The sequence below is a fragment of the Aeromonas sp. sif0611 genome (assembly GCF_019218845.1).
Taxonomy (GTDB): Bacteria; Pseudomonadota; Gammaproteobacteria; order Enterobacterales; family Aeromonadaceae; genus Aeromonas; species Aeromonas media.
Genome location: NZ_JAHUWU010000002.1, coordinates 24,275 through 48,982, shown reverse-complemented (window position 1 = coordinate 48,982; position 24,708 = coordinate 24,275). Strand labels below are relative to the sequence as shown.

Here is a 24,708-nt window from a genome sequence, read left to right as displayed (position 1 = left end):
ACACAGCCGCGCGGGCGGCTGTGTGCTCAGCGGGGGAGGGGGCGCACCTGACTAGAAGATATCGTTGTTCTCATCCTTGCTGGGCTCCAGGCTCCAGCCGCTGGCCTCCGCACTGTTGCCTATCTGCCCCTTCTCCTTCCACAGCTTGATCTTGAGGCGCAGGTTGTTCTGGGAATCGGCGTTCTTGACCGCCTCCTCCTCGTCGATCACCCCCTCCACCACCAGATCGAACAGGGTGCTATCGAAGGTGACCATACCAAGGGCCCTGGATTTCTCCATGATATCCTTGAGGCCGCCAAACTCGCCGCGCTTGATGAGATCGCGAATGGTGTGGGTGCCGATCATGACCTCCACCGCCGCCCGGCGGCCGCCCTCGGTGGTCTTCACCAGCCGCTGGGAGACGAAGGCCTTGAGGTTGTTGCCAAGATCGTTGAGCAGCTGGGGCCTGCGCTCCTCGGGGAAGAAGTTGATGATGCGGTCCAGCGCCTGGTTGGCGTTGTTGGCGTGCAGGGTGGAGATGGCCAGATGCCCGGTCTCCGAGAAGGCCAGCGCATGTTCCATGGTCTCCCGGTCACGGATCTCACCGATGAGGATGACGTCCGGTGCCTGGCGCAGGGTGTTCTTCAGGGCCGCGTGGAAGCTGCGGGTGTCCACCCCCACCTCCCGCTGGTTGATGATGCTCTTGCGGTGGCGATGGACGAACTCCACCGGATCCTCGATGGTGATGATGTGGCCACCGCTGTTGCGGTTGCGGTGGTCGATGAGGGCCGCAAGCGAGGTGGACTTGCCCGAGCCGGTACCGCCGACGAACAGCACCAGGCCGCGCTTCTCCATGATGGTGTCGAGCAGCACCGGGGGGAGTTTGAGATCCTCGAAACGGGGTATCTCGGTCTTGATGTTGCGCGCCACCAGAGAGACTTCGTTGCGCTGCTTGAAGATGTTGACCCGAAACCGGCCTATCTGGGGCAGGGAGATGGCGAGGTTCATCTCCAGCTCTTTCTCGAACTGCTGCTTCTGCTCCGAGTCCATGAGATCGGCGGCGATCCTGGCCACTTCGCCCGGCTCGAGCGGCACCTCGTTCAAGGGGCGCAGGGCGCCATTGAACTTGGCGCAGGGGGGAGCCCCGGTGGAGAGATAGAGGTCGGAGCCATCCTGCTTGGCCAGGATCTGTAGCATGTCTCGCAATTCCATGTGTTGCCTCGTCACTCAAAGGGATGGGGGATCAATGTGCTTGAGTGTACAGCCTCAGGCACCGGTCAGTTTCTCGCGAAACACAAAAAACACCGCGCCCAGGATGCACAGGCCCGCCCAGAGGTAGTCCCACTTCAGGTCTTCCTTCAGATAGAAGATGGAGAAGGGGACGAACACGGTGAGGGTGATCACCTCCTGCAGGATCTTGAGCTGACCGACCGTCAGCACTGTGTGGCCGATACGGTTTGCGGGCACCTGCAGCAGGTACTCGAACAGGGCGATCCCCCAACTCACCAGGGCGGCGATGATCCAGGGCTTGTGGTTCATGCTCTTGAGATGGGCATACCAGGCGAAGGTCATGAAGACGTTGCTGCAGATCAGCAGACCGATACTGGTCATGATAGGGTTCATTAGGTTCTCCTTTGAAATCAATGCATTTTATCTCGACTTCCCGGGTTTCCATAAGTGGGGCTTGAGGGTATTTTTATGCCACAAGGATGGGGCAACAGAAGGTTGAAACTGGATGGGCAAGACAAGCTGGGGAGTGCTTGGTCTGTTGTTTGCCTGCTGGGTGCAAGGGGCGCCAACCCTGACGGTGGTAACCGATGTCTGGCCCCCGTTTCGCATGCTCGCGCAGAACGACGAGTTCCATGGTCTGGATATCGACATTCTGCACCAGCTGCAGGCTCGCAGCGGCATCGCGCTCACCCTCAAGCGTGTGCCCTGGGGACGGGCGCTCAAGCAGATGCAGACCGGTCAGGCGGACTTGATGATAGGATTGGCCCATACGCGAGAGCGGGCAGCCTTCATCGATTACCTGCAACCACCCTATTACCAGTGCCGGCCGGCGTTCTACGGCAAGGCGGCGGCGGTGGCCCCTCTGAAAACCTACGCTGATCTGCGTGGCCGAGAGATAGGCTATGTGCTCAACTCCGCCTATTTCGCCCCCTTCGACGATGACAGCCAGCTCGACAAGCATGGGGTGCCGACCGAGGATCAGTTGCTGCGCATGGTGGAGCGGGGCCATCTGTCCCTGATGATAGGCACCGACTGCCAGGTGGATTACGCCCTGAGCCAGCGCAACGACGCCAGCCTCATGAAGGCGGACTACCGCCCGCCTCATCCCGTGGTGCTCTATCTGGGCATGAGCAAGCACTCACCCCATCATGCGCTCGGGCCTGTGTTGGCGCAGGCGTTGCAGGCCATGGTGGAGAGCGGCGAGGTCGCGACGCTGGCCAAGCCTTACCAGCCTTGACCTTGGGTGGTAACGCGCTGTTATCATGCAGCTTTCCTGCTGGCCCCGGGTCGGGGCGGCAGCTGTCTCATTTCGGGGATCCCGTGTGTATCTCGCTCTCATCCATCGTCAGCAGCGCTGGCAGCGCCGTTGGCTGATCGCCCTGTCGCTGCTCGTGCTCTCCCTCTTCCTGCTCTCCCTTGCCCTGGGGGAGTTCGTGCTGCTGCCCTGGCAGCCTCTGGGGGAGCTGGAGCTGCGCATCTTGCTGGAGCTGCGCCTGCCGCGCGCCCTGCTGGCCCTGCTGGCGGGGGCGGCGCTCGCCTGTGGTGGTGCCGTGTTGCAGGTGATGCTGCATAACCCTGTGGCCGAGCCCGGCCTGCTCGGCGTCTCGAGCGGGGCGGGTCTCGCCGCCATGGTGGCGATGGCGGTAGCCAAGTCCCTCGGCGTCTATCTGCCGGGCTGGGGGTTATCCCTGGCATCCTTCGGCGGCGCCCTGGTGGTCACCATGTTGCTCATCCACCTGGCACGCCGGGCCCGGCTCGGCCACACCCGGTTGCTGCTGTTCGGGGTGGCCATCGGCATTCTCACCAATGCGGCCATGACCTGGCTGATGTATTTTGCCGACGACGGCTCCCTGCGGGAATTCATGTTCTGGATGATGGGGAGCCTCTCCTATGGCAGCCAGCAGCTCGCCTGGTGGTGGCTGGTGCTGCCGCTGACCCTGGGCTGGCTCTGCTGGCAGGGCCGGGCACTGCAACAGCTGCTGCTGGGGGAGACCCAGGCCCGGCTGATGGGGATGAACGTGGACCGCATGCGGGTGCGGCTGGTGCTGGCGGTCTGCCTGCTCACCGGGGTCGCGGTGTCCCTGTGCGGTGTCATCGGCTTCGTCGGCCTGGTGGTGCCTCACCTGCTGCGGCTGTGCGGCGGCAGCGATCAGCGCTTCCTGCTGCCCGCCTCGGCGCTGGGGGGCGGCGCCCTGCTGCTCGGTGCCGATCTGGTGGCGCGTTCGGCCCTTCAGGCCGGTGAGCTGCCCATCGGCGTCATCACCGCCTCGGTGGGAGCGCCGCTCTTCATCTACCTGCTGCTGAGGCAAGATGCCGATGTCTCCCGTTAAGCCCTCCTCCGATCCCCTCTGGCTGCTGGAGGCGCGGGCCCTCGGGATCTCCGCGCGGCTCTCCCCCCTGGATCTTGCCTGGGCGGGGGGCCAGCTGGTGGCGCTGCTCGGCCCCAACGGCAGCGGCAAGTCGACTCTGCTCGGCGCCCTGGCCGGCATTCTGCCCGCCGACGGTGCCGTGCTGCTGGGTGGCAAAGTGCTCACCGACCTGAGCTGGCCCGAGCTTGCCAGGCGCCGCGCCATGCTGCCCCAGCGCCAGCCCCAGCTGTTCCATATTCCGGTGTTCCAGGTGTTGAGTCTGGGACTGGATGAGGAGGGGTTGCCCGAGACACAGGGCAGGGCGGTGGCCGAGATCTGCGCCGCGCTGGAGCTCGATGCCCTGCTGGCGCGTGACTTCAACCGCCTCTCCGGCGGTGAGCAGCAGCGGGTGCTGATTGCCCGCACCCTGCTGCAACTTTGGCCAGGTCTCAACACCGATGGGCGGGTGCTGCTGCTGGACGAGCCCCTGGCGGGACTGGATCTGCACCATCAGCTGGCCCTGCTGCGGCTGCTCAAGCGCCTGGCCCGGCAAGGCCTGCTGGTGGTGATCGCCATTCACGACATCAACCTGGCTATCGACTGGGCGGATCGCATCCTCTGTCTGCAACAAGGGCGGGTGGTGAGTGAGGGGGGCGTGGATGTCATCGACGAAGCCTTGCTGGAGCGGGTGTTCCAGATCAAGACGGATCGCGTCGAGGCGGCGGGCCGGGTCTGGTTTATGCCGAGCCTGTGAGGCTGCCCCCTCATCTCCGACCCTTCTCCCGCGAGGGGAGAAGGGAGAAGGAGCGCCCGGGCTGGATAGCGCGAAGCGGCTAACCAGCCCTGAGACTCAACGTTTACCGGGAAAATCAAAGGGCCAGACATCCGGGATGTCTGGCCCTTTGTATCGCTGAGCAGAACGTTTAGTTGTTCAAACCAGCTGTTTGCTCAGACGCACAGCCGCCGCCTCGGCCAGCATGGCCAGCAGGGTTTCGGTGTCTTCCCAGGAGAGGCAGGCATCGGTGATGCTCTGGCCGAAGGTGGCGGCGTAGCCGTTCTCCACGTCCTGCCGCCCTTCCACCAGGAAGCTCTCGGCCATGATGCCGGCGATGCCGGTGCGGCCGCGGCGCAGCTGATCGCAGATATCCTGCGCCACCAGCAGCTGGCGACGGTGATCCTTCATGCTGTTGCCGTGGCTGAAGTCCACCACCAGCCGCTCGGGCAGGCCCACGTCGGCCAGGGCCTCACAGGCCTCGTCGATGCTGGCGGTGTCGTAGTTCGGCCTGTGGCCGCCACGGAGGATCACGTGGCCATAGGGGTTGCCGGCGGTGCGGTAGATGGTCATCTTGCCGTCCTTGTCCGGGGAATAGAAGATGTGGCTGTGGCGGGCGGCGCGCACCGCATCGATGGCGATGCGGGTGTTGCCGTCGGTGCCGTTCTTGAAGCCCACCGGGCAGGAGAGGGCGGAGGCCATCTCGCGGTGCACCTGGGATTCTGTGGTGCGTGCGCCTATGGCGCCCCAGGTGATGAGGTCGCTGATGTACTGGCCGGTCACCATGTCGAGGAACTCTGTGGCGGTGGGCATGCCCATCTCGTTGATGTCCACCAGCAGCTTGCGGGCCAGCTTCAGCCCCTCGTTCACATCGAAACTGCCGTCGAGGCGCGGATCGTTGATGAGCCCCTTCCAGCCCACTATGGTGCGCGGCTTCTCGAAGTAGGTGCGCATCACGATGCACAGGCTCTCTTTGTATTGCTCGCGCAGGGTGTTCAGGCGCTGGGCGTATTCGCGGGCGGCGGCCGGATCGTGGATGGAGCAGGGGCCGACGATGACCAGCAGACGCTGATCCTCACCGGCCAGAATGGCTTCTACATCGTGGCGGGCATCCAGCAGGTTCTGGGCGACGGTGTCGTTTAACGGGAAGGCGTGCGCCAGCTCGCTCGGAGTGATCAGGGACTCCAGGCGACGGGTGCGCAATTCATCGGTGTGAATGGACATACGACTCAATTCTCGAGTGAATAAGGGGGCGGGATGCCGAAATGCAAGGGAATAAAATAAAGCAAAAATCCCCCGATGGAAACCTTGGGAGGCTCTGATAGGATGTGAGCCTAAAAGCCATTTCAAATGAGGTAGTTATCGTGGCAAAGCCAGGCGCGACCGGGATTACCCGCATCATCAACGCAACCGGTTACAGCATGAAGGGTCTCAAATCGGCCTGGATTAACGAGGCGGCCTTCCGTCAGGAGCTGGTGCTTGTCTTGGCTCTGATGCCGCTGGCAGGCTGGCTCGGCAACTCCCTCAACGAGATCCTGCTGCTCATCTGCATCAGCTGGCTGGTGGTGATCGTCGAGGTGCTCAACTCCGCCATCGAGGCGGTGGTGGATCGCATCGGCTCCGAGCATCACGAGCTGTCGGGGCGCGCCAAGGATCTCGGTTCCGCTGCCGTCTTCATCGCCCTGGCCCTCAATGCGCTGGTGTGGGGCGCCCTGATTGGCCGCAATCTGCTGGGTTGGTGGTAGATTGCGAGAGCAACCTTTCTCCTGACATAAAAAAGCCCGTCATCGAGACGGGCTTTTTGCTGGCCTGGCGCCGGGCTCAGGACATCAGTGCAGGATCCGGGCACGTATGGTGCCGTTGATCTCCTTGAGACGGGAGAGCGCCTTCTCGCTGTGCTCGGTTTCCACGTCGATCACCACATAGCCGATCTCGCTGCTGGTCTGCAGGTACTGACCGGCGATGTTGATCCCCTCGTCGGCGAAGATCTGGTTGATCTGGTTCATCACGCCGGGCTGGTTGCGGTGGATGTGCAGCAGGCGGCTGGAACCCTTGTGGCCCGGCAGGGAGACTTCCGGGAAGTTGACGGCGGAGAGGGTGGAGCCGTTGTCTGAGTACTTGACCAGCTTGTTGGCCACTTCCAGACCTATGTTCTCCTGGGCCTCCTGCGTCGAACCGCCGATATGGGGGGTCAGGATCACGTTGTCCAGGCCGCGCAGCGGGGTGAGGAACTCCTCGTCATTGGACTTGGGCTCGCTCGGGAAGACGTCGATGGCGGCACCCGAGAGGTGACCGCTCTTGATGACGTCGGCCAGGGCGTCGATGTCCACTACGGTACCGCGGGAGGCGTTGATGAAGATGGCGCCCGGTTTCATCATGCGCAGCTGCTCGGCACCGATGAGATCCTTGGTGGAGGCGGTCTCCGGCACGTGCAGGCTGATGACGTCAGACATGTTGAGCAGCTCCACCAGGTTCGGTACCTGGATGGCGTTGCCCAGAGAGAGCTTGTTCTCGATGTCGTAGTAGTAGACCTTCATGCCGATCATCTCGGCGATGATGCCAAGCTGGGTGCCGATGTGGCCGTAGCCTATGATGCCGAGCTTCTTGCCGCGGGCTTCCACCGAACGGTTGGCGAGCTTCTCCCAGACGCCGCGATGGCACTTGGCGTTCTTCTCGGGGATGCCGCGCAGCAGCAGCAGGATCTCCCCCAGTACCAGCTCGGCCACGGAGCGGGTGTTGGAGAAGGGGGCGTTGAAGACGGGAATGCCACGCACGTGGGCGGCATCCAGGGAAACCTGGTTGGTGCCGATGCAGAAGCAACCGATGGCGACCAGCTTGCTGGCGGCATCCAGCACCTTCTCGGTGATTTGGGTGCGTGAACGCAGGCCCACGAAATGCACGTCACGAATACGTTCGACCAGATCCTCTTCCGACAGGGAGGTCTTCAGATACTCAACATTGGTGTAGCCGGCTGCCCGAAAGGTCTCCACCGTGTTGGGATGCACTCCCTCCAGCAGCAGTACCTTGATCTTATCCTTGTCCAGCGAAAACTTGGCTGTCATGACGTTCCCTCTATTGTTTTGAAAAATGCGCTCAGGCTTGCAGTGTGAAGAAAACCGTAAAGTAGCAAAAACGTTTGGGAGAGGGAATATTTGTGACGAAAGTCAAATTCTTTGAAGTTATCAACGTTTTTTGCAGCGATGTTGCTACAAGCCATTGAGGGATAAATAGAAACGGCGCCATCAGGCGCCGTTGTCCATTCGCGGGGGTAATAATGGGGGTCTGGTGACCCGCGTTCCCTCCCGCAGTCAGCCTGATTGCGTGACCACGCCCTCTGGCGTGCCAATCAGTACCACGTCGGCGCCGCGATGGGCGGAAGATAGATCGTTGGTGACCACACCGACCATGGCAGATGCCTTATTGGGTGACGACCCCATCCGGAGTACCGATCAGTACCACGTCGGCGCCGCGATGGGCGAACAGGCCGTTGGTGACCACGCCTACTATGGCGTTGAGCTGCACTTCCAGCCCTTTGGCATCGGTGATGGCCATGCCCTTGACGTCCAGGATGATGTTGCCGTTGTCGGTCACCACTCCCTCACGCCACACCGGGTTGCCACCCAGTTTTCTGATCTCGCGGGCCACGTATTCACGGGCCATGGGGATCACCTCCACCGGCAGCGGGAACTGGCCCAGCACCTCGACTGTCTTGGTGTTGTCGATGATGCAGATGAACTGGTCGGCCACGGCCGCGACTATCTTCTCGCGGGTCAGGGCGGCACCGCCCCCCTTGATCATGTCGCGGGTCCCGTTGATCTCGTCGGCGCCATCCACGTAGACGGAGAGGGCATCGATGTCGTTGAGGTCAAACACCGGGATGCCGAACCCCTTGAGGCGCTCGGTAGAGGCGATGGAGCTCGATACCGCGCCCTTGATCTCGTCCTTCATGGTCGCCAGTGCGTCGATGAAGTGATTGACGGTAGAGCCGGTGCCCACCCCGACTATGGTGCCGGGTACCACGTATTTGAGCGCAGCCCAACCGGCCGCCTTCTTCATTTCATCTTGAGTCATGATGGATCCTTATGGAAAAAGCGGGCGCATTATATCCAAGCATCCTGCCCAGAGCGACCATGGCGGTCACGTTCCGGGGCAAAAAGCCCCAAGATGTAAATCGTTTGCCTGTTTATTGAGCCAAGGGGCTGGGTAAGGGGACCAGCCCCCCGGCAGCAGGGCAAAACTTGCTAGGAGAAGCGCCAGCAGCGGGCGGGGGTGATGATCTGAGGCAGCGGCACGTCCCACTGCGCCTGGGGCACTGACTCCACCTGCTGGCAGTCGTGGGCAAGACCCAGCGGCCTTGGGCCCAGCCCGTGCTCGTGCCAGCAGGCCAGGGTGCGATCGTAATAGCCGCCTCCCATGCCGAGCCGGTTGCCCTCGGCATCGAAGGCCACCAGCGGGGTGCAGATGAGATCCAGCATGCTGTGGGGCAGCACCTGCTGCACATCGAGCTCGGGCTCGGCGATGCCATAGCGGTTGCGGGTCATGGGGCTGGTGGCGGTGTAGCGCAAGAAGAGCAGGTGACCCGGGGTGAAGGGGTGCAGCACCGGCAGGTAGACCTCCTTGCGCTGGCTCCAGAGCCAGTGAATGGCGGGCAGGGGATCGAGCTCACCGTCATTGGCCAGGTAGAGGGCGATGCGTCTGGCCCCCTGGATCTCGGGGTGTTCCTGGAAGCGCGTGACCAGTTGCTGGGCCGCCGCCTGCTGCTCGGCCTGACTCAGGCTCTTTCTGCGCTGGCGGATGAGCTGGCGCAGGCTTTGGCGTTCGGGCTGGGTATCCGGCATGGGGGCTCCTGTGGTGGAACTAAAGGGCTGGGTTACCTTAACAAGGGGCCATAGGGATGAAAAGCGGGGAAGGGACGGTGCCGGGATCTGGCCGGGGACGACGGGATAGTCCCCGGCCAGCGAGGGCCCTGATTCAGCTCTGGGGAGAGGGCTCGGTCGCCGTGCGCAGTTGGTGCTTGACGAACGCCGCGACTATGGCGGCCAGCCCCAGGTTTGAGTGGTAGAAGGTGATGATCAGACGACTTGTCGATTATCGGCGCCGCCGCGCACCTGATGCTTGATAAAAACGGCGACGAGGGCGGCCAGGGCCAGCGCCATGGGGTAGAAGCTCATGCTCACGACCGAGAGCGGTGAGAGGGCGAAGATGGAGCCGAGCAGCAGCGCCTGGGCGCCCCAGGGGATGAGACCCTGTACCACGCAGGAGAAGATGTCCAGCATGGAGGCGGCGCGGCGCGGGGTAACCCCGTGCTGCTCTGCCAGGTCCCGGGCCACCTTGCTCGCCACTATGATGGCGACCGTGTTGTTGGCGGTGCAGAGGTTGGTCAAGCCGACCACACCGGCGATGCCGAGCTCGGCCGCCTTCTCGTTTTGTTCACCGTCGTGGGCACGGGTGAAGCGCGCGATCAGGGCCGCGATGCGCGCGCTGATCCAGGCCAGCCCCCCCTGGCGCTCCATCAGGGCACCGAGGCCGCCGATCAGCATGGAGAGCAGGAAGATCTCCTGCATGCTGGTGAAGCCCTGGTAGATGTCCTTGCTGAACTGGCCGAGGGGATAGCCTCCGATCATGCCAACGCCACCGGCGGCCAGGATGCCAAGGCCGAGCACCACGAAGACGTTCATGCCACCGAGCGCCAGCACCAGGATCAGCAGGTAGGGCATCACCTTGAGCAGGTCAGCGCTGGCGTTGGCGGCGGGGGCCTCACCGGTGGAGCCCAGCAGCAGGTAGAGCAGGATCACCAGCACGGCGGCGGGGGCGGCAATCTTGACGTTCTCGCGGAACTTGTCCTTCATCTCGCAGCCCTGGCTGCGGGTCGCCGCTATGGTGGTATCCGAGATGATGGAGAGGTTATCGCCGAACATGGCGCCGGAGAGAATGGTGCCCGCCATCAGCACGGGATCGATGCCGGTGGCCTGGGCGACACCGAGGGCCACAGGTGCCACTGCGCCTATGGTGCCCATGGAGGTGCCCATGGCGGTGGCAATGAAGGCGGAGATGAGGAAAAGCCCCGGCAGCAGGAACCAGCCCGGGATCAGGGAGAGGCCGAGAGCGACGGTGGCATCCACCCCGCCGGTGGCCTTGGCCACGGTGGCGAAGGCGCCCGCCAGCAGATAGATGAGGCACATGGCCATGATGTTGCTGTCACCCACCCCCTTGAAGAAGGTTTCAAGGTTCTTGTTGAAGCCCTCCTTGCCCAGCATCAGCGCCAGCATGACGGCGGGCAGGGCGGCCACGGGGGCGGGCAGCTGGTAGAAGGCAAACTCGACCCCCTGCAGGGTCAGCCAGGTGCCGGTACCGATGAAGAGGGCAAGAAAGACCAGAAGGGGCAGCAGGGCTCTGGCACTGGGTTGGGTCTGGATCATGTGTTCCTCGAAACTTGAACAATGACCTCCTGTCGCTGCCTGTGTTGGCCCGAGTATGTTCGGACACAGGGTAGGCATCCTGCCGCTATGGGGGGCTTACAGTAGTGAGTCGGGGGCATTCGGTCAAGATAGACGTCCAGATGGATAAGTCTTTTTCTTTTGTGATTCTGATGTGCTGATTAAATCCGTCAATTATTCGGACTTTGCCGATATTTATTGTTGATATGGCGGCGTCGAGACGGCGGCCACGGAAGGCTTTTCAAAGCCGGCGCGGGCTGGTAAAACGGTCTCTTTCCAAAATAAAGAGATGAGAGGGTGGAGATGGACAATCCGATCCGTGTGGCCGTGATGGGCTGTAATGGTCGTATGGGCAAGGTGCTGCTGGAGGCCATCACCAACGCCGAGGGCGTGGTGGTTGGTGCGGCGCTGGAGCGACCTGGCTCTGCCGTGATAGGCCTGGATGCGGGTGAACTCAATGGCCTGGGCCGGCTTGGGGTCGTCATCAGCGACAGCCTGGACAAGGTGCGCGATGAGTTTGATCTCATCATCGACTTTACCCGTCCCGAGGTGACCCTGGCCAACCTGGCCTTCGCCCTGGCCCATGGCAAGCAGATGGTGATAGGCACCACCGGCTTCGACGACGCAGGCAAGGCCGCGCTGCACGAGGCGGGCAAGCAGATCGGCATCGTCTTCGCGTCCAACTACTCGGTCGGCGTCAACCTGGTGTTCAAGCTGCTGGAGCAGGCCGCCAAGGTGATGGGGGAGTACACCGACATCGAGATCATCGAGGGGCACCATAGACACAAGGTGGATGCGCCATCCGGCACCGCGCTCTCCATGGGGGAAGTGGTGGCGAAAACCCTGGGCCGGGATCTCAAGGAGTGCGCCGTCTATGGCCGCGAGGGGATCACCGGCGAACGGGATCGCAACACCATCGGCTTTGCCACCATCCGCGCCGGGGATCTGGTGGGGGAGCACACCGTCATGTTTGCCGACATCGGCGAGCGGGTGGAGATAAGCCACAAGGCCTCGAGCCGCCTGACGTTTGCCAATGGCGCCGTGCGGGCAGGCAAGTGGCTCGGCCAGCAGGGGGCGGGTCTCTACGACATGCAGGACGTACTCGACCTCAGATAGGGTGTAGCGGGAGCCTGACCAGGGCTCTCCTCTCTCCGATCTGGTTGTCAGACCCCGGCTCGCCGGGGTTTTGTTTATGGTTTTTGTAAAAATAAGCGTTAAGCACCGCTTTTGTGGTGAACCAGCCTAAATCTCCCCCTTCCTATTTCTGCGCCACACTCCTGCGACAAAAATGTCATCAGAGGGTAACGGGATTGGGTCTCAATCTTCCCTGTAGTCTGCTTTTCTTACATCCAGTCAAACGGACTAAAAATGCAATCAAAGAAAAACGTTTTCTATTTTTAGTAGTCAGTTTTCTATCGCCAAATGGCACTTTTTGGCTTGAGTTGTTTGTTTTTTAAATTCGTATTCATCTGTTTATTAAAGATAAAATATCGTTTTTTGTCTGCTGGGTGGCATGGGAGGGTGCTTTTGTTTCTGGTTTTGGCTTTTCTTTTTGGGGAGGGGGTTGCAAAGCGCCTTAGTGCATAGATAATGGGTAATGTTGCTTGTTTATTGAATTTAGATGCATTTCAAACGAGAAAAGACGTTGAAATGAGATCGTTTTTAAGTAGAATGCGCCCAATTTGCCAGAAATCTGCCGGGTTTGAGCCCTGTTTCAAACAGCGTCCGGACCCGCAACACCCAGGTAAATTGCTGAATTTAAAGCTAAATAACTGGAGGTTGTCTTGAATCACACTGCATTGCTAGTGCTGGAAGATGGAACTGTGTTCAAAGGCGTGTCGATAGGCGCCGAGGGATGTTCCGTTGGTGAAGTGGTTTTCAATACGTCGATGACGGGCTATCAGGAAATCCTCACCGATCCCTCTTATTCCCGTCAGATAGTCACCCTCACTTACCCCCATATAGGCAACACCGGCACCAACAGCGAAGATGAAGAGTCCAGTCAAATCCACGCGCAGGGATTGATCATCCGGGACCTTCCGATACTTGCCTCCAATTTCCGCAATCAGCAATCCCTCTCCGATTACCTCAAGTCCCACAACATCGTTGGCATCGCCGACATCGACACCCGTAAACTGACCCGCATCCTGCGCGAGAAAGGCGCTCAGGCCGGTTGCATCCTGGCCGGCAAGCAGCTCGATGAAGCCCATGCCCTGAGCCAGGCCCGCGCCTTCCCCGGTTTGAAGGGGATGGATCTGGCCAAGGAAGTGACAGTGAGCGAATCCTACAGCTGGACTGAAGGCAGCTGGCAGCTCGGCAAGGGGCACGTCACCCCGGCCGCCGATGAGCTGAAGTACCACGTGGTGGCCTACGACTTTGGCGTCAAACGCAACATCCTGCGCATGCTGGTGGACCGCGGCTGCCGCCTGACCGTGGTGCCGGCCAAGACTCCGGCCGCCGAGGTGCTGGCGCTGAACCCGGATGGCATCTTCCTCTCCAACGGCCCCGGCGACCCCGAGCCGTGCGACTACGCCATCGAGGCCATCAAGGCCTTCCTGGCCACCAACACCCCGGTGTTTGGCATCTGCCTGGGTCACCAGCTGCTGGGTCTGGCCTCCGGCGCCAAGACCATCAAGATGAAGTTCGGTCACCACGGTGCCAACCACCCGGTGAAGAGCCTGGACGACAACACCGTCATGATCACTGCCCAGAACCACGGGTTTGCGGTGGACGAGAACAGCCTGCCGGAGTGCCTGCGTGCCACTCACGTCTCCCTGTTCGACGGCTCCCTGCAGGGCATCCACCGCACCGATCGTCCGGCCTTCAGCTTCCAGGGTCACCCCGAAGCGAGCCCGGGCCCCCACGATTGTGCCGGTCTGTTCGACCACTTTATTGAATTGATTAAGCAGTATCGCGCCTAAGAGGATAAAGAGAGCCATGCCAAAACGTAACGACCTACAGAGCATCCTGATCCTCGGCGCCGGCCCCATCGTCATCGGTCAGGCCTGCGAATTCGACTACTCCGGCGCCCAGGCCTGCAAGGCTCTGCGCGAGGAGGGATACCGCGTCATCCTGGTGAACTCCAACCCGGCCACCATCATGACCGACCCCGAGATGGCGGACGCCACCTACATCGAGCCCATCACCTGGGAAGTGGTGCGCGAGATCATCAAGAAAGAGCGCCCCGATGCCGTGCTGCCCACCATGGGTGGCCAGACCGCGCTCAACTGCGCGCTGGATCTGGAGAAGCACGGCGTGCTGGCCGAGTTCGGTGTGGAGATGATAGGTGCCACCGCCGATGCCATCGACAAGGCGGAAGATCGTCGTCGCTTCGACATCGCCATGAAGAGCATCGGCCTGGAGTGCCCCCGTGCCGGCATCGCCCACAACATGGAAGAGGCGTGGAAGGTGCAGCAGATGGTCGGCTTCCCCTGCATCATCCGTCCCTCCTTCACCATGGGCGGCTCCGGTGGCGGCATCGCCTACAACACCGAAGAGTTCGTCGAAATCTGCGAGCGCGGCCTGGATCTCTCCCCGACCAAGGAGCTGCTCATCGATGAGTCCCTGATCGGCTGGAAAGAGTACGAGATGGAAGTGGTGCGGGATCGCAACGACAACTGCATCATCGTCTGCGCCATCGAAAACTTCGACCCCATGGGCATCCACACCGGTGACTCCATCACGGTCGCGCCAGCCCAGACGCTGACCGACAAGGAGTACCAGCTGATGCGCAACGCCTCCATGGCGGTGCTGCGCGAGATCGGCGTCGAGACCGGCGGCTCCAACGTCCAGTTCGGCATCAACCCGAAAGATGGCCGCATGGTCATCATCGAGATGAACCCGCGGGTGTCCCGCTCCTCCGCGCTCGCCTCCAAGGCGACCGGTTTCCCCATCGCCAAGATCGCCGCCAAGCTCGCCATCGGTTACACCCTGGACGAACTGATGAACGACATCACCGGCGGTCGTACCCCGGCCTCCTTCGAGCCGGCGATTGACTACGTGGTCACCAAGATCCCGCGCTTCAACTTCGAGAAGTTTGCCGGTGCCAACGACCGCCTCACCACCCAGATGAAGTCCGTGGGCGAAGTGATGGCCATCGGCCGCAACTTCCAGGAGTCCCTGCACAAGGCACTGCGCAGCCTCGAGACCGGCAAGACCGGCTTCGACCCCATGGTGGATCTCAATACCCCCGACTCCCTGACCCGCATCCGCCACGAGCTGCAGGATGCCGGTTGTGACCGGATCTGGTACATCGCCGATGCGTTCCGCGCCGGCCTCTCCATGGATGGCATCTTCAAGCTGACCAAGATTGACCCCTGGTTCCTGGTGCAGATCGAAGAGCTGGTGAAGCTGGAAGAGCAGGTGAAAGAGCGCGGCATGGCTGGCCTGGACGCCGACTTCCTGCGCACCCTGAAGCGCAAGGGCTTCGCCGACGCCCGTCTGGCCAAGATCCTCGGTGTGGCCGAGGGCGAGGTGCGCAAGGCCCGTGCCCGCCACAACATCTTCCCGGTCTACAAGCGGGTCGATACCTGCGCTGCCGAGTTCGCCACCAACACCGCCTACATGTACTCCAGCTATGACGAGGAGTGCGAAGCGGCGCCGACCAATCGCGACAAGATCATGATCATCGGCGGCGGCCCGAACCGCATCGGTCAGGGCATCGAGTTCGACTACTGCTGCGTGCACGCGGCCCTGGCCCTGCGTGAAGACGGTTATGAGACCATCATGGTCAACTGCAACCCGGAGACCGTCTCCACCGATTACGACACCTCTGACCGTCTCTACTTCGAGCCGGTGACCCTGGAAGACGTGCTGGAAATCGTGCGGGTCGAGCAGCCCAAGGGCGTCATCGTCCAGTACGGCGGTCAGACTCCGCTCAAGCTGGCTCGCGCCCTGGAAGCGAACGGCGTGCCTGTCATCGGCACCAGCCCGGACGCCATCGACCGCGCCGAAGACCGCGAGCGCTTCCAGTCTGCCGTCGAGCGTCTGGGCCTCAAGCAGCCGGAAAACGGCACCGTCACTGCCCTGGAGCAGGCTGTGCTGACCGCCGAGCGCATCACCTACCCGCTGGTGGTTCGCCCCTCCTACGTGCTGGGTGGCCGCGCCATGGAAATCGTCTATGACGAGCAGGATCTGCGCCGCTACTTCGCGGAAGCCGTGAGCGTCTCCAACGAGTCGCCGGTGCTGCTGGACCGCTTCCTTGACGACGCCACCGAGGTGGACGTGGACGCCATCTGTGACGGCGTTGACGTGGTCATCGGCGGCATCATGGAGCACATCGAGCAGGCCGGCATCCACTCCGGTGACTCCGCCTGTTCCCTGCCACCCTACACCCTGTCGAAAGCCATCCAGGACGAGATGCGCGAGCAGGTTCGCAAGCTGGCGCTGGAGCTCGGCGTGGTGGGCCTGATGAACGTGCAGTTCGCGGTGAAAGACAACGAGATCTACCTCATCGAGGTGAACCCCCGTGCCGCCCGTACCGTGCCCTTCGTCTCCAAGGCCACCGGTGCGCCGTTGGCGAAGATCGCCGCTCGGGTCATGGCCGGTCAGAGCCTGCAGGAGCAAGGTTTCACCACCGAGATCATCCCGCCCTACTATTCGGTCAAAGAAGTGGTGCTGCCGTTTGCCAAGTTCCCGGGTGTCGACCCGCTGCTGGGGCCGGAAATGCGCTCCACCGGCGAGGTGATGGGGGTGGGCAGCAGCTTCGCCGAGGCTTACGCCAAGGCCCAGCTGGGTGCCGGCCATCAGGTGCCGAGCGAAGGTCGCGCCCTGCTCTCAGTTCGCCACGGCGACAAGGAGCGGGTGGTCAACCTGGCCGCCAAGCTGCTGGAGCTGGGCTATGAGCTCGACGCCACCCACGGCACCGCGGTGACCCTGGGTGAAGCGAGCATCAACCCGCGTCTGGTGAACAAGGTGCACGAGGGCCGTCCGCACATTCTGGATCGCATCAAGAATGGCGAGTACACCTACATCGTCAACACCGCCGAGGGCCGTCAGGCGATTCAGGATTCCAAGCAGCTGCGCCGCGGCGCCCTGCAGCACAAGGTGGCCTACACCACCACGCTGCACGCGGCCTTCGCTACCTGCATGGCCATCAGCGTCGATGCCACCGCCAACGTGAACTCGGTGCAGGAGCTGCACCACAGGGTCAAGCACCGCTAAGGTGCGTGCGGCCAGGGAGGCTTACGGCCCTGGATGCAAGCCTGACAACACCCCGCCAGCGATGGCGGGGTGTTTCTTTTTACGGGGCCGGCGGATCCCGGGGCATCGCCCTCTCATGCACGAGATGGCGTCAATAGCGAGAATGAAGGGTGATAAACGCCCTTTAATTAGTTAATTTCAATTATAAATTTCCTATTTTATGCCATTTGAAACAATCTTCGCAATCACTCACCCCGAGCGTCTCCCTATACTGGTTTCTCATCACATGCGTGAGCAAACAAGGTCGTCCGCACCGGCAAGCATTCAGTGTCAGAGGGTTGCGAGAGGATCAGGGCCGGCGTTATCGCGCCAGCCTGGTCGGCCCCTTCCACCAGAAGGGTCCAATGGAAACCGGTTGTGGGGTTACCGCCGCACCGCCAGTCAGGGCCAGCGTTATCGCGTCAGTCCGCTCCCCCTCCTTGCACCCTCTGTTACCTGTCCGGTCGCCTGGCGCCTCAGCATATCTGCCAAGGGAATCTGAATATGAGCTTCGATCATCGCAAATACCGCCCGGCCCCCGTCATTGCGTTGGCGGACAGGCAATGGCCCAACCGGGTGCTTGAGCGCGCGCCGCTCTGGTGCGCCGTGGATCTGCGGGACGGCAACCAGGCGCTGGTCGAGCCCATGACGGTGGCCCAGAAGCTGCAGATGTGGGCGCTGATGACCCATGTCGGCTTCAAGCATATCGAGGTGGGCTTCCCGGCCGCCTCCCAGCCGGACTTTGACTTCGTGCGCGAACTCATCGAGCGCAATCTCATTCCGGACGATGTCACCATCCAGGTGCTGGTGCAGGCCCGGGAAGATCTCATCGCCCGTACCTTCGAGTCCCTCAAGGGGGCGAAGCGGGCCATCGTTCATGTGTACAACTCGGTCAACCCGACCCAGCGCAACTATGTGTTCAACACCGGGCGGGAAGGGGTCAAGGCCATCGCCGTGCAGGGGGCGCGCTGGGTACGGGAATATGCGGCCCGCAACCCAGGCACCGAGTGGAGCTTCCAGTACTCCCCCGAGAGCTTCAGCAGCACCGAGGTGGAATTTGCGGTGGAGGTGTGCGACGCCGTCATCGACGAGTGGCGATCGGCCTCCCGCCCCATGATCCTCAACCTCCCCGCCACCGTGGAGGTGAGCACCCCCAACGTGTTCGCGGATCAGGTGGAGTGGTTCTGCCGCCACCTCAGGGCGCGCCCCGAGGTGAGCATCTCCATCCATACCCACAACGATCGGGGCTGCGGGGTGGCGGCGGCCGAGCTGGCGGTGCTGGCGGGGGCGGATCGCATCGAGGGCACCTTGCTTGGCAACGGCGAGCGTACCGGCAACATGGATATCGTCACCATGGCCATGAACCTCTACAGCCAGGGCATCGATCCCGAGCTGGATCTCTCTGACATGGACGCCATCGTCGCGACCGTGGGGGCCTGCACCCAGATTGCCCTGCACCCGCGCCACCCCTATGCGGGCGAGCTGGTCTACACGGCGTTCTCCGGCAGCCACCAGGACGCCATCCGCAAATCCCTGGCGGCCGAGAAGCCCGATGCCTACTGGGACGTGGCCTATCTGCCGATCGATCCTGCCGATCTCGGTCGCAGCTACGAGGCGGTGATCCGCATCAACAGCCAGTCCGGCAAGGGAGGGGTCACCTATCTGTTGGAGCGCGACCTCGGTCTGCAACTGCCACGCTGGCTGCAGATCGACTTCAGCCGTCGGGTCCAGGCGCAGGCCGAGGCGAGCAGCAGCGAAATCAGCCCGGAGCAGATCCGCGCCCTGTTCGAGCAGCACTACCTCGAGCCGCTGCACGGTTATCGTATCGGCCGCTTCCAGCTCGGTCACGACAGCCAGGAGACCCTGCGCCTCGAGCTGCAGACCCCGGATGGCAGCTTGCAGCTCTGCGGTGAGGGGGAGGGGGCCATCACGGCCCTGGTCAACGGTTGGGAGCGCCAGACCGGCATGCACATCGACGTGCTCGACTACTCCGAACATGCCCTCAGCGCCGGCACCGAATCCCGCGCCGCCGCCTATGTGTTGCTGAGTGTCGACGGCACCCGCATGTGCGGGGTGGCCATCGGCCGTGACGTGGTCAACGCCTCCCTGCAGGCGGTGATCAACGGCGCCGCCCAGATCCGCGCCCTGCGCCAAAGCGCCTGAGCCATGTCCGCCAACAACAACGCCACCTCAGGGTGGCGTTGTGCTTTATGGGGCCTTGCTCAATCCACCAGCGGCTTGCGGGGGCGGGGCAGGGCACGCCAAATCTTGCGCACCGTCACTAGGAAGGGGCGCAGGATCAGGGCACTTAACCGGCTGTAGTGTTCGTTGTCTCTCGGGCCCACCCCGAAGGAGAGCGGCTCGGGCTGGCTGCTGGTCACATAGAGGGTGCCGAACCACCAGTCCCAGAGGGAGAGATTGGTGCCGAAGTTGTGGTTGAAGTGGCGGGGATCCCGGCTGTGATGGATCTGGTGCTGGGCCGGGCTGTTGAGCAGGTGTTCGAGCCTGGGGCCGAAGGAGAGCCAGATGTGGGTGTGGCGCAGGTTGGCGGCCAGGGCGTTGAAGATGAGCACCAGGTAGCTGATGCCAAACAGGGTGTAGGGGCGCACTGTGCCGCCACAGAGCCAATGGAAGATGCCGCCGTAGAGGGCGAGGCAGCTCCCCTTGACCAGCATCTCGCACAGCTTCTCCACCAGGTGGATGCGGCTCGCCGTTGGCGGCACCATCACGGTCGCGCTGTGGTGTACCTTGTGAAACTCCCACAGCCAGCGGCTGTGAAAGGTGCGGTGCAGCCAGTAATGGACGAAGTCGCTGATGAGGAAGACCCCCAGGCCATAGAGCATCATCAGCCAGCTCGCCTCGGCGAGCCTCGGGCGCTCACCCCAGAGCCGGGTCAGTGCCGATTGCACGTCCCCGGTTTGCAGCAACCAGGGGTGGAGCAGGGTCAGGACAGGCAGGATCACCGCCACATGCAGCAGGGCGCGCACCAGGTAGTACTGGTAATCGAGCAGGGCCGAGGGGTGCAACCAGACGGCCCGGCCCCCCAGGAAGTGGCGAAAGCTGCGGGTTTCAGGATCTCCCTGGCGACGGCGGCGCAGATAGAGCAGGTAGGCGACGGTGCCCGAGATCAGCAGGAAAACAAAGCCCAGGCGCCCGTTGAGATCGAACAGCCCCGACAGACTCTGCCAGAGCGGGGTGATCAGCAGTCGCTGCAGGGGGTCGAAGAGGGGGGTCAGCTTGTCCATGGGCTCCATGCCGCGGGCGTGTCGGTCGGCGGCATTCTAAATAGAAATGACTATCAATAAAAGCCATTGTTCGAGGTTTGGCAGATGGGACCTGTGCACAGGCTCACGCCACCTGTCGTCATGCCGCTGCGCCCTATTCCCCGGGGCTGGCCCAAGCTCGAGTTGGAGGCTTTAGCCGGGCGAGCCAATCCTCTACAATGGGCACCTGTTTGCGTTCGGGGCCTTTCATCCGTGATGAATGAGGGCCCGGCCCCCGCTCTCTATCGGAAGCCTTCATGACATTCTCTCCCTGTTTTGCCTCTCCTTCTCGTGTTGTCTCTTCTGCGCGCGCCCTGATCCCCCTGCCGCTGCTGATGGCCGTGTTGCTGGCAGGCTGTGCCAGTGAACCGACCGCTCCTGTCGAGGAGGCGGTCGTCATCGCCAACCAGCCCAAAGCCATGCAGCCGCGCAAGCCCGCAGACATGAAGACCCGCATCGTGCGCTTCCTGCCGCGCCAGGTGCAGGACAAGCCGGGTTGGGCCAACGATGTGGTGAAGGCGCTCAGCACCCAGGGGCTGACGGTGAGCGACCACAATGTCTGCTCAGTGCTGGCGGTGGCGGAGCAGGAGGCCACCTATCAGGCGGATCCCGTGGTGCCCGGTCTTGGCAAGATAGCCTGGAAGGAGATCAACGCCCGGGCCGCCAAGCTGCTGATCCCCGAATTCGTGGTGCGCACGGCGCTCTCCATCAAGTCTCCCACTGGCAAGAGCTATGCCGCGCGCATCGATGCCCTTCGCACCGAGCGGGAGATGAGCGAGATCTTCGAGGATATGATAGGCGCCGTGCCCATGGGCAAGCAGCTGTTTGGCAACCTCAATCCGGTGCGCACCGGCGGCCCCATGCAGGTCAGCATCGCCTTCGCCGAGGCCAACGCCCGCGGCTATCCCTATCCGGTCAAGGAGTCCATCCGCCACGAGGTGTTCACCCGCCGGGGCGGCATCTGGTTTGGCACCAAACATATCTTCGGTTATCCCGCCGACTACCCGGACACCCTCTACCGTTTCGCCGACTTCAACGCAGGCTGGTATGCGAGCCGCAACGCCGCCTTCCAGGCCGCGGTGAGCCGGGTCAGCGGCAAGCCCCTGGCACTGGACGGGGATCTGGTCCGCTACGACTCAGACCTGCCCGGCAAGACCGAGCTCGCGGTGCACAGCATCGCCAGCCGCGTCAACATGAGCAAGCAGGCCATCCACCAGAGCCTGCTCAAGGGGGACAGTGCCGATTTTGCCAAGACCGACCTCTATCATCGGGTCTTCACCCTGGCTGACCGGCAGGCGGGCAAACGGCAGCCCCGCGCCGTGCTGCCCGGCATCCAGCTGAAGAGCCCCAAGATCACCCGCAACCTCACCACCGCCTGGTTCGCCAAGCGGGTGGATGACAGGGAGCAGGCCTGTGTCAGAAAGATGGCGACCATTCGCTGATAATCAGAGACAACAAGGGCGGCCAAGTGGCCGCCCTTGTTTCAGTTCCAACTGCATGTTCAGGGGTCAGGCTCTGCTGTCCCGTGTCGCCGCGCCATGGCGCGTCTTCTCAAGGGATTGCATCCCCCGGCATGTTGGGTATCCGCTGCATCCCCAAAACTGATTGCCTCTGTTTTCTCCCCGGCTGGCGGTACGCAAGACCATGGCATTGCCACATCTGGGGCAAGGCGGACTCGGATCACCGAGTTGTTGGATGGTGACAGGGGAGGGCGCCGCTCCCTTTTCGTCAGGCACTGCCTTGGTGGAAAACGGCTTGCGTGATGATTCGCCATGACGCGCCTTTAGCTGGGCCACATGCTGCCTGCGGGTCTGCCAGTTTGTCACCAGCCGCCCTTGCTGGATGGCGTCGATCACCCGGGTGACGTCGGCAGGAGTCAAAACCGGCGTGGTTTTGCCCTTGATATAGCGAATTAGCCCGCGGTTCATCACGTTGTCCGGCATGGGGGTCTTGAAGGTGCAGTCGCCAATGAAGTAGATGACGGAGTGGAGCTGATGATCCGCCACCCCCAGCAGGGATTTGAGGGTCATCATGTGCAGATGGTTCTGGTGCAGGGGATTCTGGAAGCTGTGCTTGCGGCGATAGATCTGCTGGGTCCAGTTCTTTTGGGCCGGATTGCCGAATATCCAGCCCTTCATGTTCTTGGTCTCAATCACGAATATCCCGAAGCGGGAGACGAGCACATGGTCGATCTGGGTGCTGCCCTGGGGGATGGGCAGGGTCACATCTTTGAGCAGGTGATATGCCCGCTGGTCGAGAAAGAGCCGGATGCTGACGTTGATAAACCACTCCCCGATCATGCCCTTGAACCAGGGGCTTTTGACGAGCGTCGCGATCAACAGCAGTGGCAGCAGATACCAGAGCTGGCCGAGCAAAGGGTAAATAATGGCAGTGACGTCCATTTCACTCTTCCTTCATTGAGGGTTAACCCTCGATAGAAATCAGGCTTCGACACTTGGGGTATCCCGGACAACCCCAAAATGAGTTTCCTTTGGTATCTCCCCGTTTGCTGGTGCGCAGCACCATAGTGGTACCGCATTTGGGGCAGGTTGGTGCTGGCCCGGCATTGACCACCGCAGCTTCGCTTTCGTCACTGTTGTTGGCGACTCTTTCCAGCGATATGCGAACCTCTTCACTGATCCGGATGATCCGCTGTGCTTCGTCATAGGCATCGCGGTACAGCTCGCTGTCTTCCGATCGCCGGATCAGCACCCCCATCTCGTTGTTGTTCACCTGACTGAACTCGTAGAGATTCAGACTGGCAATGATGCACATCTCTTCATTGAGGTAGCACTTGGCATGGAGGTTCTTGCAAAAGCTGGTGCGGATATAGGTGAGCTCCTTGAGCCAGCTGATCTCTTCCGGTTGCAGTTCGCTTTTGCCATAGACGATACGGACATCGATCTTGAGGCGGTTCTTGTCGGTCAGCAGCTCCTTGATCCTGTCATTGAGCTTGAGGAAGGGGCTGATCAGGATTAACCGTTCCTTGGCATCCTTTATCAGCTCTTCGAGGAAATAGTTGGTTGCGCTGGTATTCAGAAATTTGGCCATAACAAGCTCCCTATCCTTGGAAATGTCATGTGTTCTCTGGTCACAGTAGGCTGTAATGCAGACCCCAATCCTCGGCATGGCTCTGCTTCACGTCTCCATCACCAGCTGTATCTCCATGCTAGGAGATACAGCTGGGGCCTGATAGCGGCCATTGAAGCAAATGTGCGTTCAGTCAGAGATTTGGTGATGGTGACTGGCCATCTCGCCATGCCGCGTTAGAAACTCATCGCCAGCCCAAGGGAGTAACCGCTGGTGTTGTGGCTGAACATATAGCGGGCCACCAGCCGTGTACGGGTGACGAAGACCTTGTATTTGCTGCTGTCGAGCTCGAGTCCAAGGCCGAGGGAGTTGAGGCTGTTGAAGCCGAGCAGGCCGCGCTGCTCCCCCAGGTATTCGGTGCGGGCCCCCTCCATCACGTAGCGCAGCGGGCGATCCAGCAGGATCCAGGAGAAGAGAGGTGCCCGGCGACGCAGATAGAGCCCCAGGTTCTCTGCGTTGGCCTTGCCGGTGACGCTGTCGGCGGTGCCGGAGAAGCTTTGCAACTGTTGGTAGGAGTAGCGCAGCTCGGCGTCGATATCCTGGGACTTGGAGAACAGCTCATAGTCCAGCATGAGGGAGCCCCCCAGGCCATAGACGTTGAGGGTGCCGCCGTCGAGGAAGTCGAGATTCTTGCCCGTCCTGTTCTCGATCAGGGCGGCGCCGATGCGCAGGTCGCTCGCCACGGTTCCCAGGGTGAAGTTGGCGATGGGGCGCAGCACCAGGTTGCCGCCAAAGCGATCGCGGTGCAGGCTGAAATCCCACCCTATGCCGCCGGTGGCGCTCAGGCTGTTCCACTTGACGGGGATAGTGCGGGTCTCGTTGCCGTCGGTGAACACGAACTGGGGATCGTAGCGGCTGTACCCCAGGGTGCCCTCGAGATAGATGGGAAAGCCCTCGCTCATGGTGGCGCCGCCACCGAGCTGGGTGATGGTCAGCGCCGACTGCTCGTTGGTGCCGCTGCCGATGTCCAGGTTGCTGGCGGTGATGTCCGGCACCACGGTGAAGCTCATCAACGAGACCACCGCGTTGGCCCGCTGTTGAATGAGGGTCTCATCATTGGCGTGAGCGGCCTGGTTGCAGAGTGAAAGCCCGGCCAGCAGCAGTATGCCTGCATGAAAATGAGAAGAGGGGGGATGCACCATACCTAGCTCCGTGTACCTCCTCGTCCATTGAGGAGTCCTTACACTGTAACGGTTTTTCCATCGTCATGGCAGCCCACCTCGGCGCCAACTGACTATATTCTTTGCCATTTTACGGCGCAGACCCGAGGGGGCTCTGGCGGCGAGATCACCTTGCCGTCAGCGCACCGGGTTGCCGGTGCCGGATGACGGTGTATCCACATAAATGGCAGACATTAATTTATTGTTCAGTTCCCCGGGTGTATAACGGGCCTCCCGCAGGAACATATG

20 protein-coding genes are annotated in these 24,708 nt (G+C 61.9%); 9 read left to right on the top strand and 11 right to left on the bottom strand.

What is annotated here, in order from left to right; translation table 11 throughout:
- Positions 1 to 51 precede the first annotated feature (51 nt).
- Together tapW and KW824_RS04980 are read right to left on the bottom strand one after the other, a co-directional pair.
- Positions 52 to 1,191, bottom strand: a complete 1,140-nt coding sequence (gene tapW / locus KW824_RS04985) for a type IVa pilus ATPase TapW (protein ID WP_171276387.1) — start codon at positions 1,189 to 1,191, stop codon at positions 52 to 54.
- A gap of 54 nt (positions 1,192 to 1,245) precedes the next feature.
- Positions 1,246 to 1,602: a DMT family protein gene (locus tag KW824_RS04980; protein WP_005328056.1), complete on the bottom strand. Its 357-nt coding sequence runs from the start codon at positions 1,600 to 1,602 to the stop codon at positions 1,246 to 1,248.
- 112 nt (positions 1,603 to 1,714) lie between these two features.
- Between KW824_RS04980 and KW824_RS04975 the strand changes: the two genes are divergently transcribed.
- The 3 genes from KW824_RS04975 to KW824_RS04965 all read left to right on the top strand — a co-directional run bounded on the left by KW824_RS04975 (position 1,715) and on the right by KW824_RS04965 (position 4,311).
- Positions 1,715 to 2,446 carry an ABC transporter substrate-binding protein gene (locus KW824_RS04975; protein WP_218409120.1) on the top strand — a complete coding sequence of 244 codons (732 nt, stop codon included), beginning with the start codon at positions 1,715 to 1,717 and terminating at the stop codon, positions 2,444 to 2,446.
- An 85-nt stretch (positions 2,447 to 2,531) separates the two neighbouring features.
- Positions 2,532 to 3,539, top strand: a complete 1,008-nt coding sequence (btuC, locus tag KW824_RS04970; protein WP_218409119.1) for a vitamin B12 ABC transporter permease BtuC — start codon at positions 2,532 to 2,534, stop codon at positions 3,537 to 3,539.
- Positions 3,526 to 4,311 carry an ATP-binding cassette domain-containing protein gene (locus KW824_RS04965; protein ID WP_218409118.1) on the top strand — a complete coding sequence of 262 codons (786 nt, stop codon included), beginning with the start codon at positions 3,526 to 3,528 and terminating at the stop codon, positions 4,309 to 4,311. The genes btuC and KW824_RS04965 overlap by 14 nt, the downstream gene beginning before the upstream one ends.
- Before the next feature lie 177 nt (positions 4,312 to 4,488).
- On the opposite strand, the gene KW824_RS04960 is transcribed toward KW824_RS04965, so the two are convergent.
- A complete protein-coding gene (locus KW824_RS04960; protein WP_218409117.1) occupies positions 4,489 to 5,553 on the bottom strand; it encodes a 3-deoxy-7-phosphoheptulonate synthase in 1,065 nt (354 codons plus the stop codon).
- 140 nt (positions 5,554 to 5,693) lie between these two features.
- Here KW824_RS04960 and KW824_RS04955 point away from each other — a divergent pair, with 140 nt between their 5' ends.
- Positions 5,694 to 6,074: a diacylglycerol kinase gene (locus KW824_RS04955; protein ID WP_371316591.1), complete on the top strand. Its 381-nt coding sequence runs from the start codon at positions 5,694 to 5,696 to the stop codon at positions 6,072 to 6,074.
- Between the two features lie 84 nt (positions 6,075 to 6,158).
- On the opposite strand, the gene serA is transcribed toward KW824_RS04955, so the two are convergent.
- From serA to KW824_RS04935, 4 genes are all read right to left on the bottom strand, one after another.
- Positions 6,159 to 7,391, bottom strand: a complete 1,233-nt coding sequence (gene serA / locus KW824_RS04950) for a phosphoglycerate dehydrogenase (RefSeq protein WP_043130189.1) — start codon at positions 7,389 to 7,391, stop codon at positions 6,159 to 6,161.
- Between the two features lie 355 nt (positions 7,392 to 7,746).
- Positions 7,747 to 8,400, bottom strand: coding sequence for a ribose-5-phosphate isomerase RpiA (rpiA, locus tag KW824_RS04945; RefSeq protein WP_025327396.1), 654 nt, complete (start codon positions 8,398 to 8,400; stop codon positions 7,747 to 7,749).
- A gap of 170 nt (positions 8,401 to 8,570) precedes the next feature.
- Positions 8,571 to 9,167 carry a 5-formyltetrahydrofolate cyclo-ligase gene (locus tag KW824_RS04940; protein ID WP_163153789.1) on the bottom strand — a complete coding sequence of 199 codons (597 nt, stop codon included), beginning with the start codon at positions 9,165 to 9,167 and terminating at the stop codon, positions 8,571 to 8,573.
- A gap of 234 nt (positions 9,168 to 9,401) precedes the next feature.
- Positions 9,402 to 10,748: a Na+/H+ antiporter NhaC family protein gene (locus KW824_RS04935; protein ID WP_218409116.1), complete on the bottom strand. Its 1,347-nt coding sequence runs from the start codon at positions 10,746 to 10,748 to the stop codon at positions 9,402 to 9,404.
- Positions 10,749 to 11,069: 321 nt separating this feature from the next.
- On the opposite strand from KW824_RS04935, the gene dapB reads away from it, so the two are divergent.
- From dapB to leuA, 4 genes are all read left to right on the top strand, one after another.
- Complete coding sequence (gene dapB, locus KW824_RS04930; protein ID WP_218409115.1) at positions 11,070 to 11,882, top strand: 4-hydroxy-tetrahydrodipicolinate reductase; 813 nt, start codon at positions 11,070 to 11,072, stop codon at positions 11,880 to 11,882.
- A gap of 668 nt (positions 11,883 to 12,550) precedes the next feature.
- Positions 12,551 to 13,687: a glutamine-hydrolyzing carbamoyl-phosphate synthase small subunit gene (carA, locus tag KW824_RS04925; RefSeq protein WP_218409114.1), complete on the top strand. Its 1,137-nt coding sequence runs from the start codon at positions 12,551 to 12,553 to the stop codon at positions 13,685 to 13,687.
- Positions 13,688 to 13,703: 16 nt separating this feature from the next.
- The gene (carB, locus tag KW824_RS04920; protein WP_218409113.1) at positions 13,704 to 16,928 is read left to right on the top strand and encodes a carbamoyl-phosphate synthase large subunit; all 3,225 of its coding nucleotides are present in this window, start codon (positions 13,704 to 13,706) and stop codon (positions 16,926 to 16,928) included.
- A gap of 522 nt (positions 16,929 to 17,450) precedes the next feature.
- Complete coding sequence (gene leuA, locus KW824_RS04915; protein WP_218409112.1) at positions 17,451 to 19,109, top strand: 2-isopropylmalate synthase; 1,659 nt, start codon at positions 17,451 to 17,453, stop codon at positions 19,107 to 19,109.
- A gap of 59 nt (positions 19,110 to 19,168) precedes the next feature.
- Here leuA and KW824_RS04910 read toward each other — a convergent pair whose 3' ends face one another.
- Positions 19,169 to 20,191 carry a sterol desaturase family protein gene (locus tag KW824_RS04910; RefSeq protein WP_218409111.1) on the bottom strand — a complete coding sequence of 341 codons (1,023 nt, stop codon included), beginning with the start codon at positions 20,189 to 20,191 and terminating at the stop codon, positions 19,169 to 19,171.
- Positions 20,192 to 20,544: 353 nt separating this feature from the next.
- Here KW824_RS04910 and KW824_RS04905 point away from each other — a divergent pair, with 353 nt between their 5' ends.
- Positions 20,545 to 21,651: a DUF1615 domain-containing protein gene (locus tag KW824_RS04905; protein ID WP_218409600.1), complete on the top strand. Its 1,107-nt coding sequence runs from the start codon at positions 20,545 to 20,547 to the stop codon at positions 21,649 to 21,651.
- A gap of 66 nt (positions 21,652 to 21,717) precedes the next feature.
- Here the strand turns inward: KW824_RS04905 and KW824_RS04900 are convergent, their stop codons facing one another.
- The 3 genes from KW824_RS04900 to KW824_RS04890 form a co-directional block, all read right to left on the bottom strand.
- A complete protein-coding gene (locus KW824_RS04900) occupies positions 21,718 to 22,611 on the bottom strand; it encodes a nuclease-related domain-containing protein (RefSeq protein ID WP_218409110.1) in 894 nt (297 codons plus the stop codon).
- 22 nt (positions 22,612 to 22,633) lie between these two features.
- The gene (locus tag KW824_RS04895; RefSeq protein ID WP_218409109.1) at positions 22,634 to 23,260 is read right to left on the bottom strand and encodes a topoisomerase DNA-binding C4 zinc finger domain-containing protein; all 627 of its coding nucleotides are present in this window, start codon (positions 23,258 to 23,260) and stop codon (positions 22,634 to 22,636) included.
- Between the two features lie 215 nt (positions 23,261 to 23,475).
- Positions 23,476 to 24,441 (bottom strand): hypothetical protein, encoded by a 966-nt coding sequence (locus KW824_RS04890; protein ID WP_218409108.1) that lies wholly within the window; start codon positions 24,439 to 24,441, stop codon positions 23,476 to 23,478.
- Positions 24,442 to 24,708: the final 267 nt, after the last annotated feature.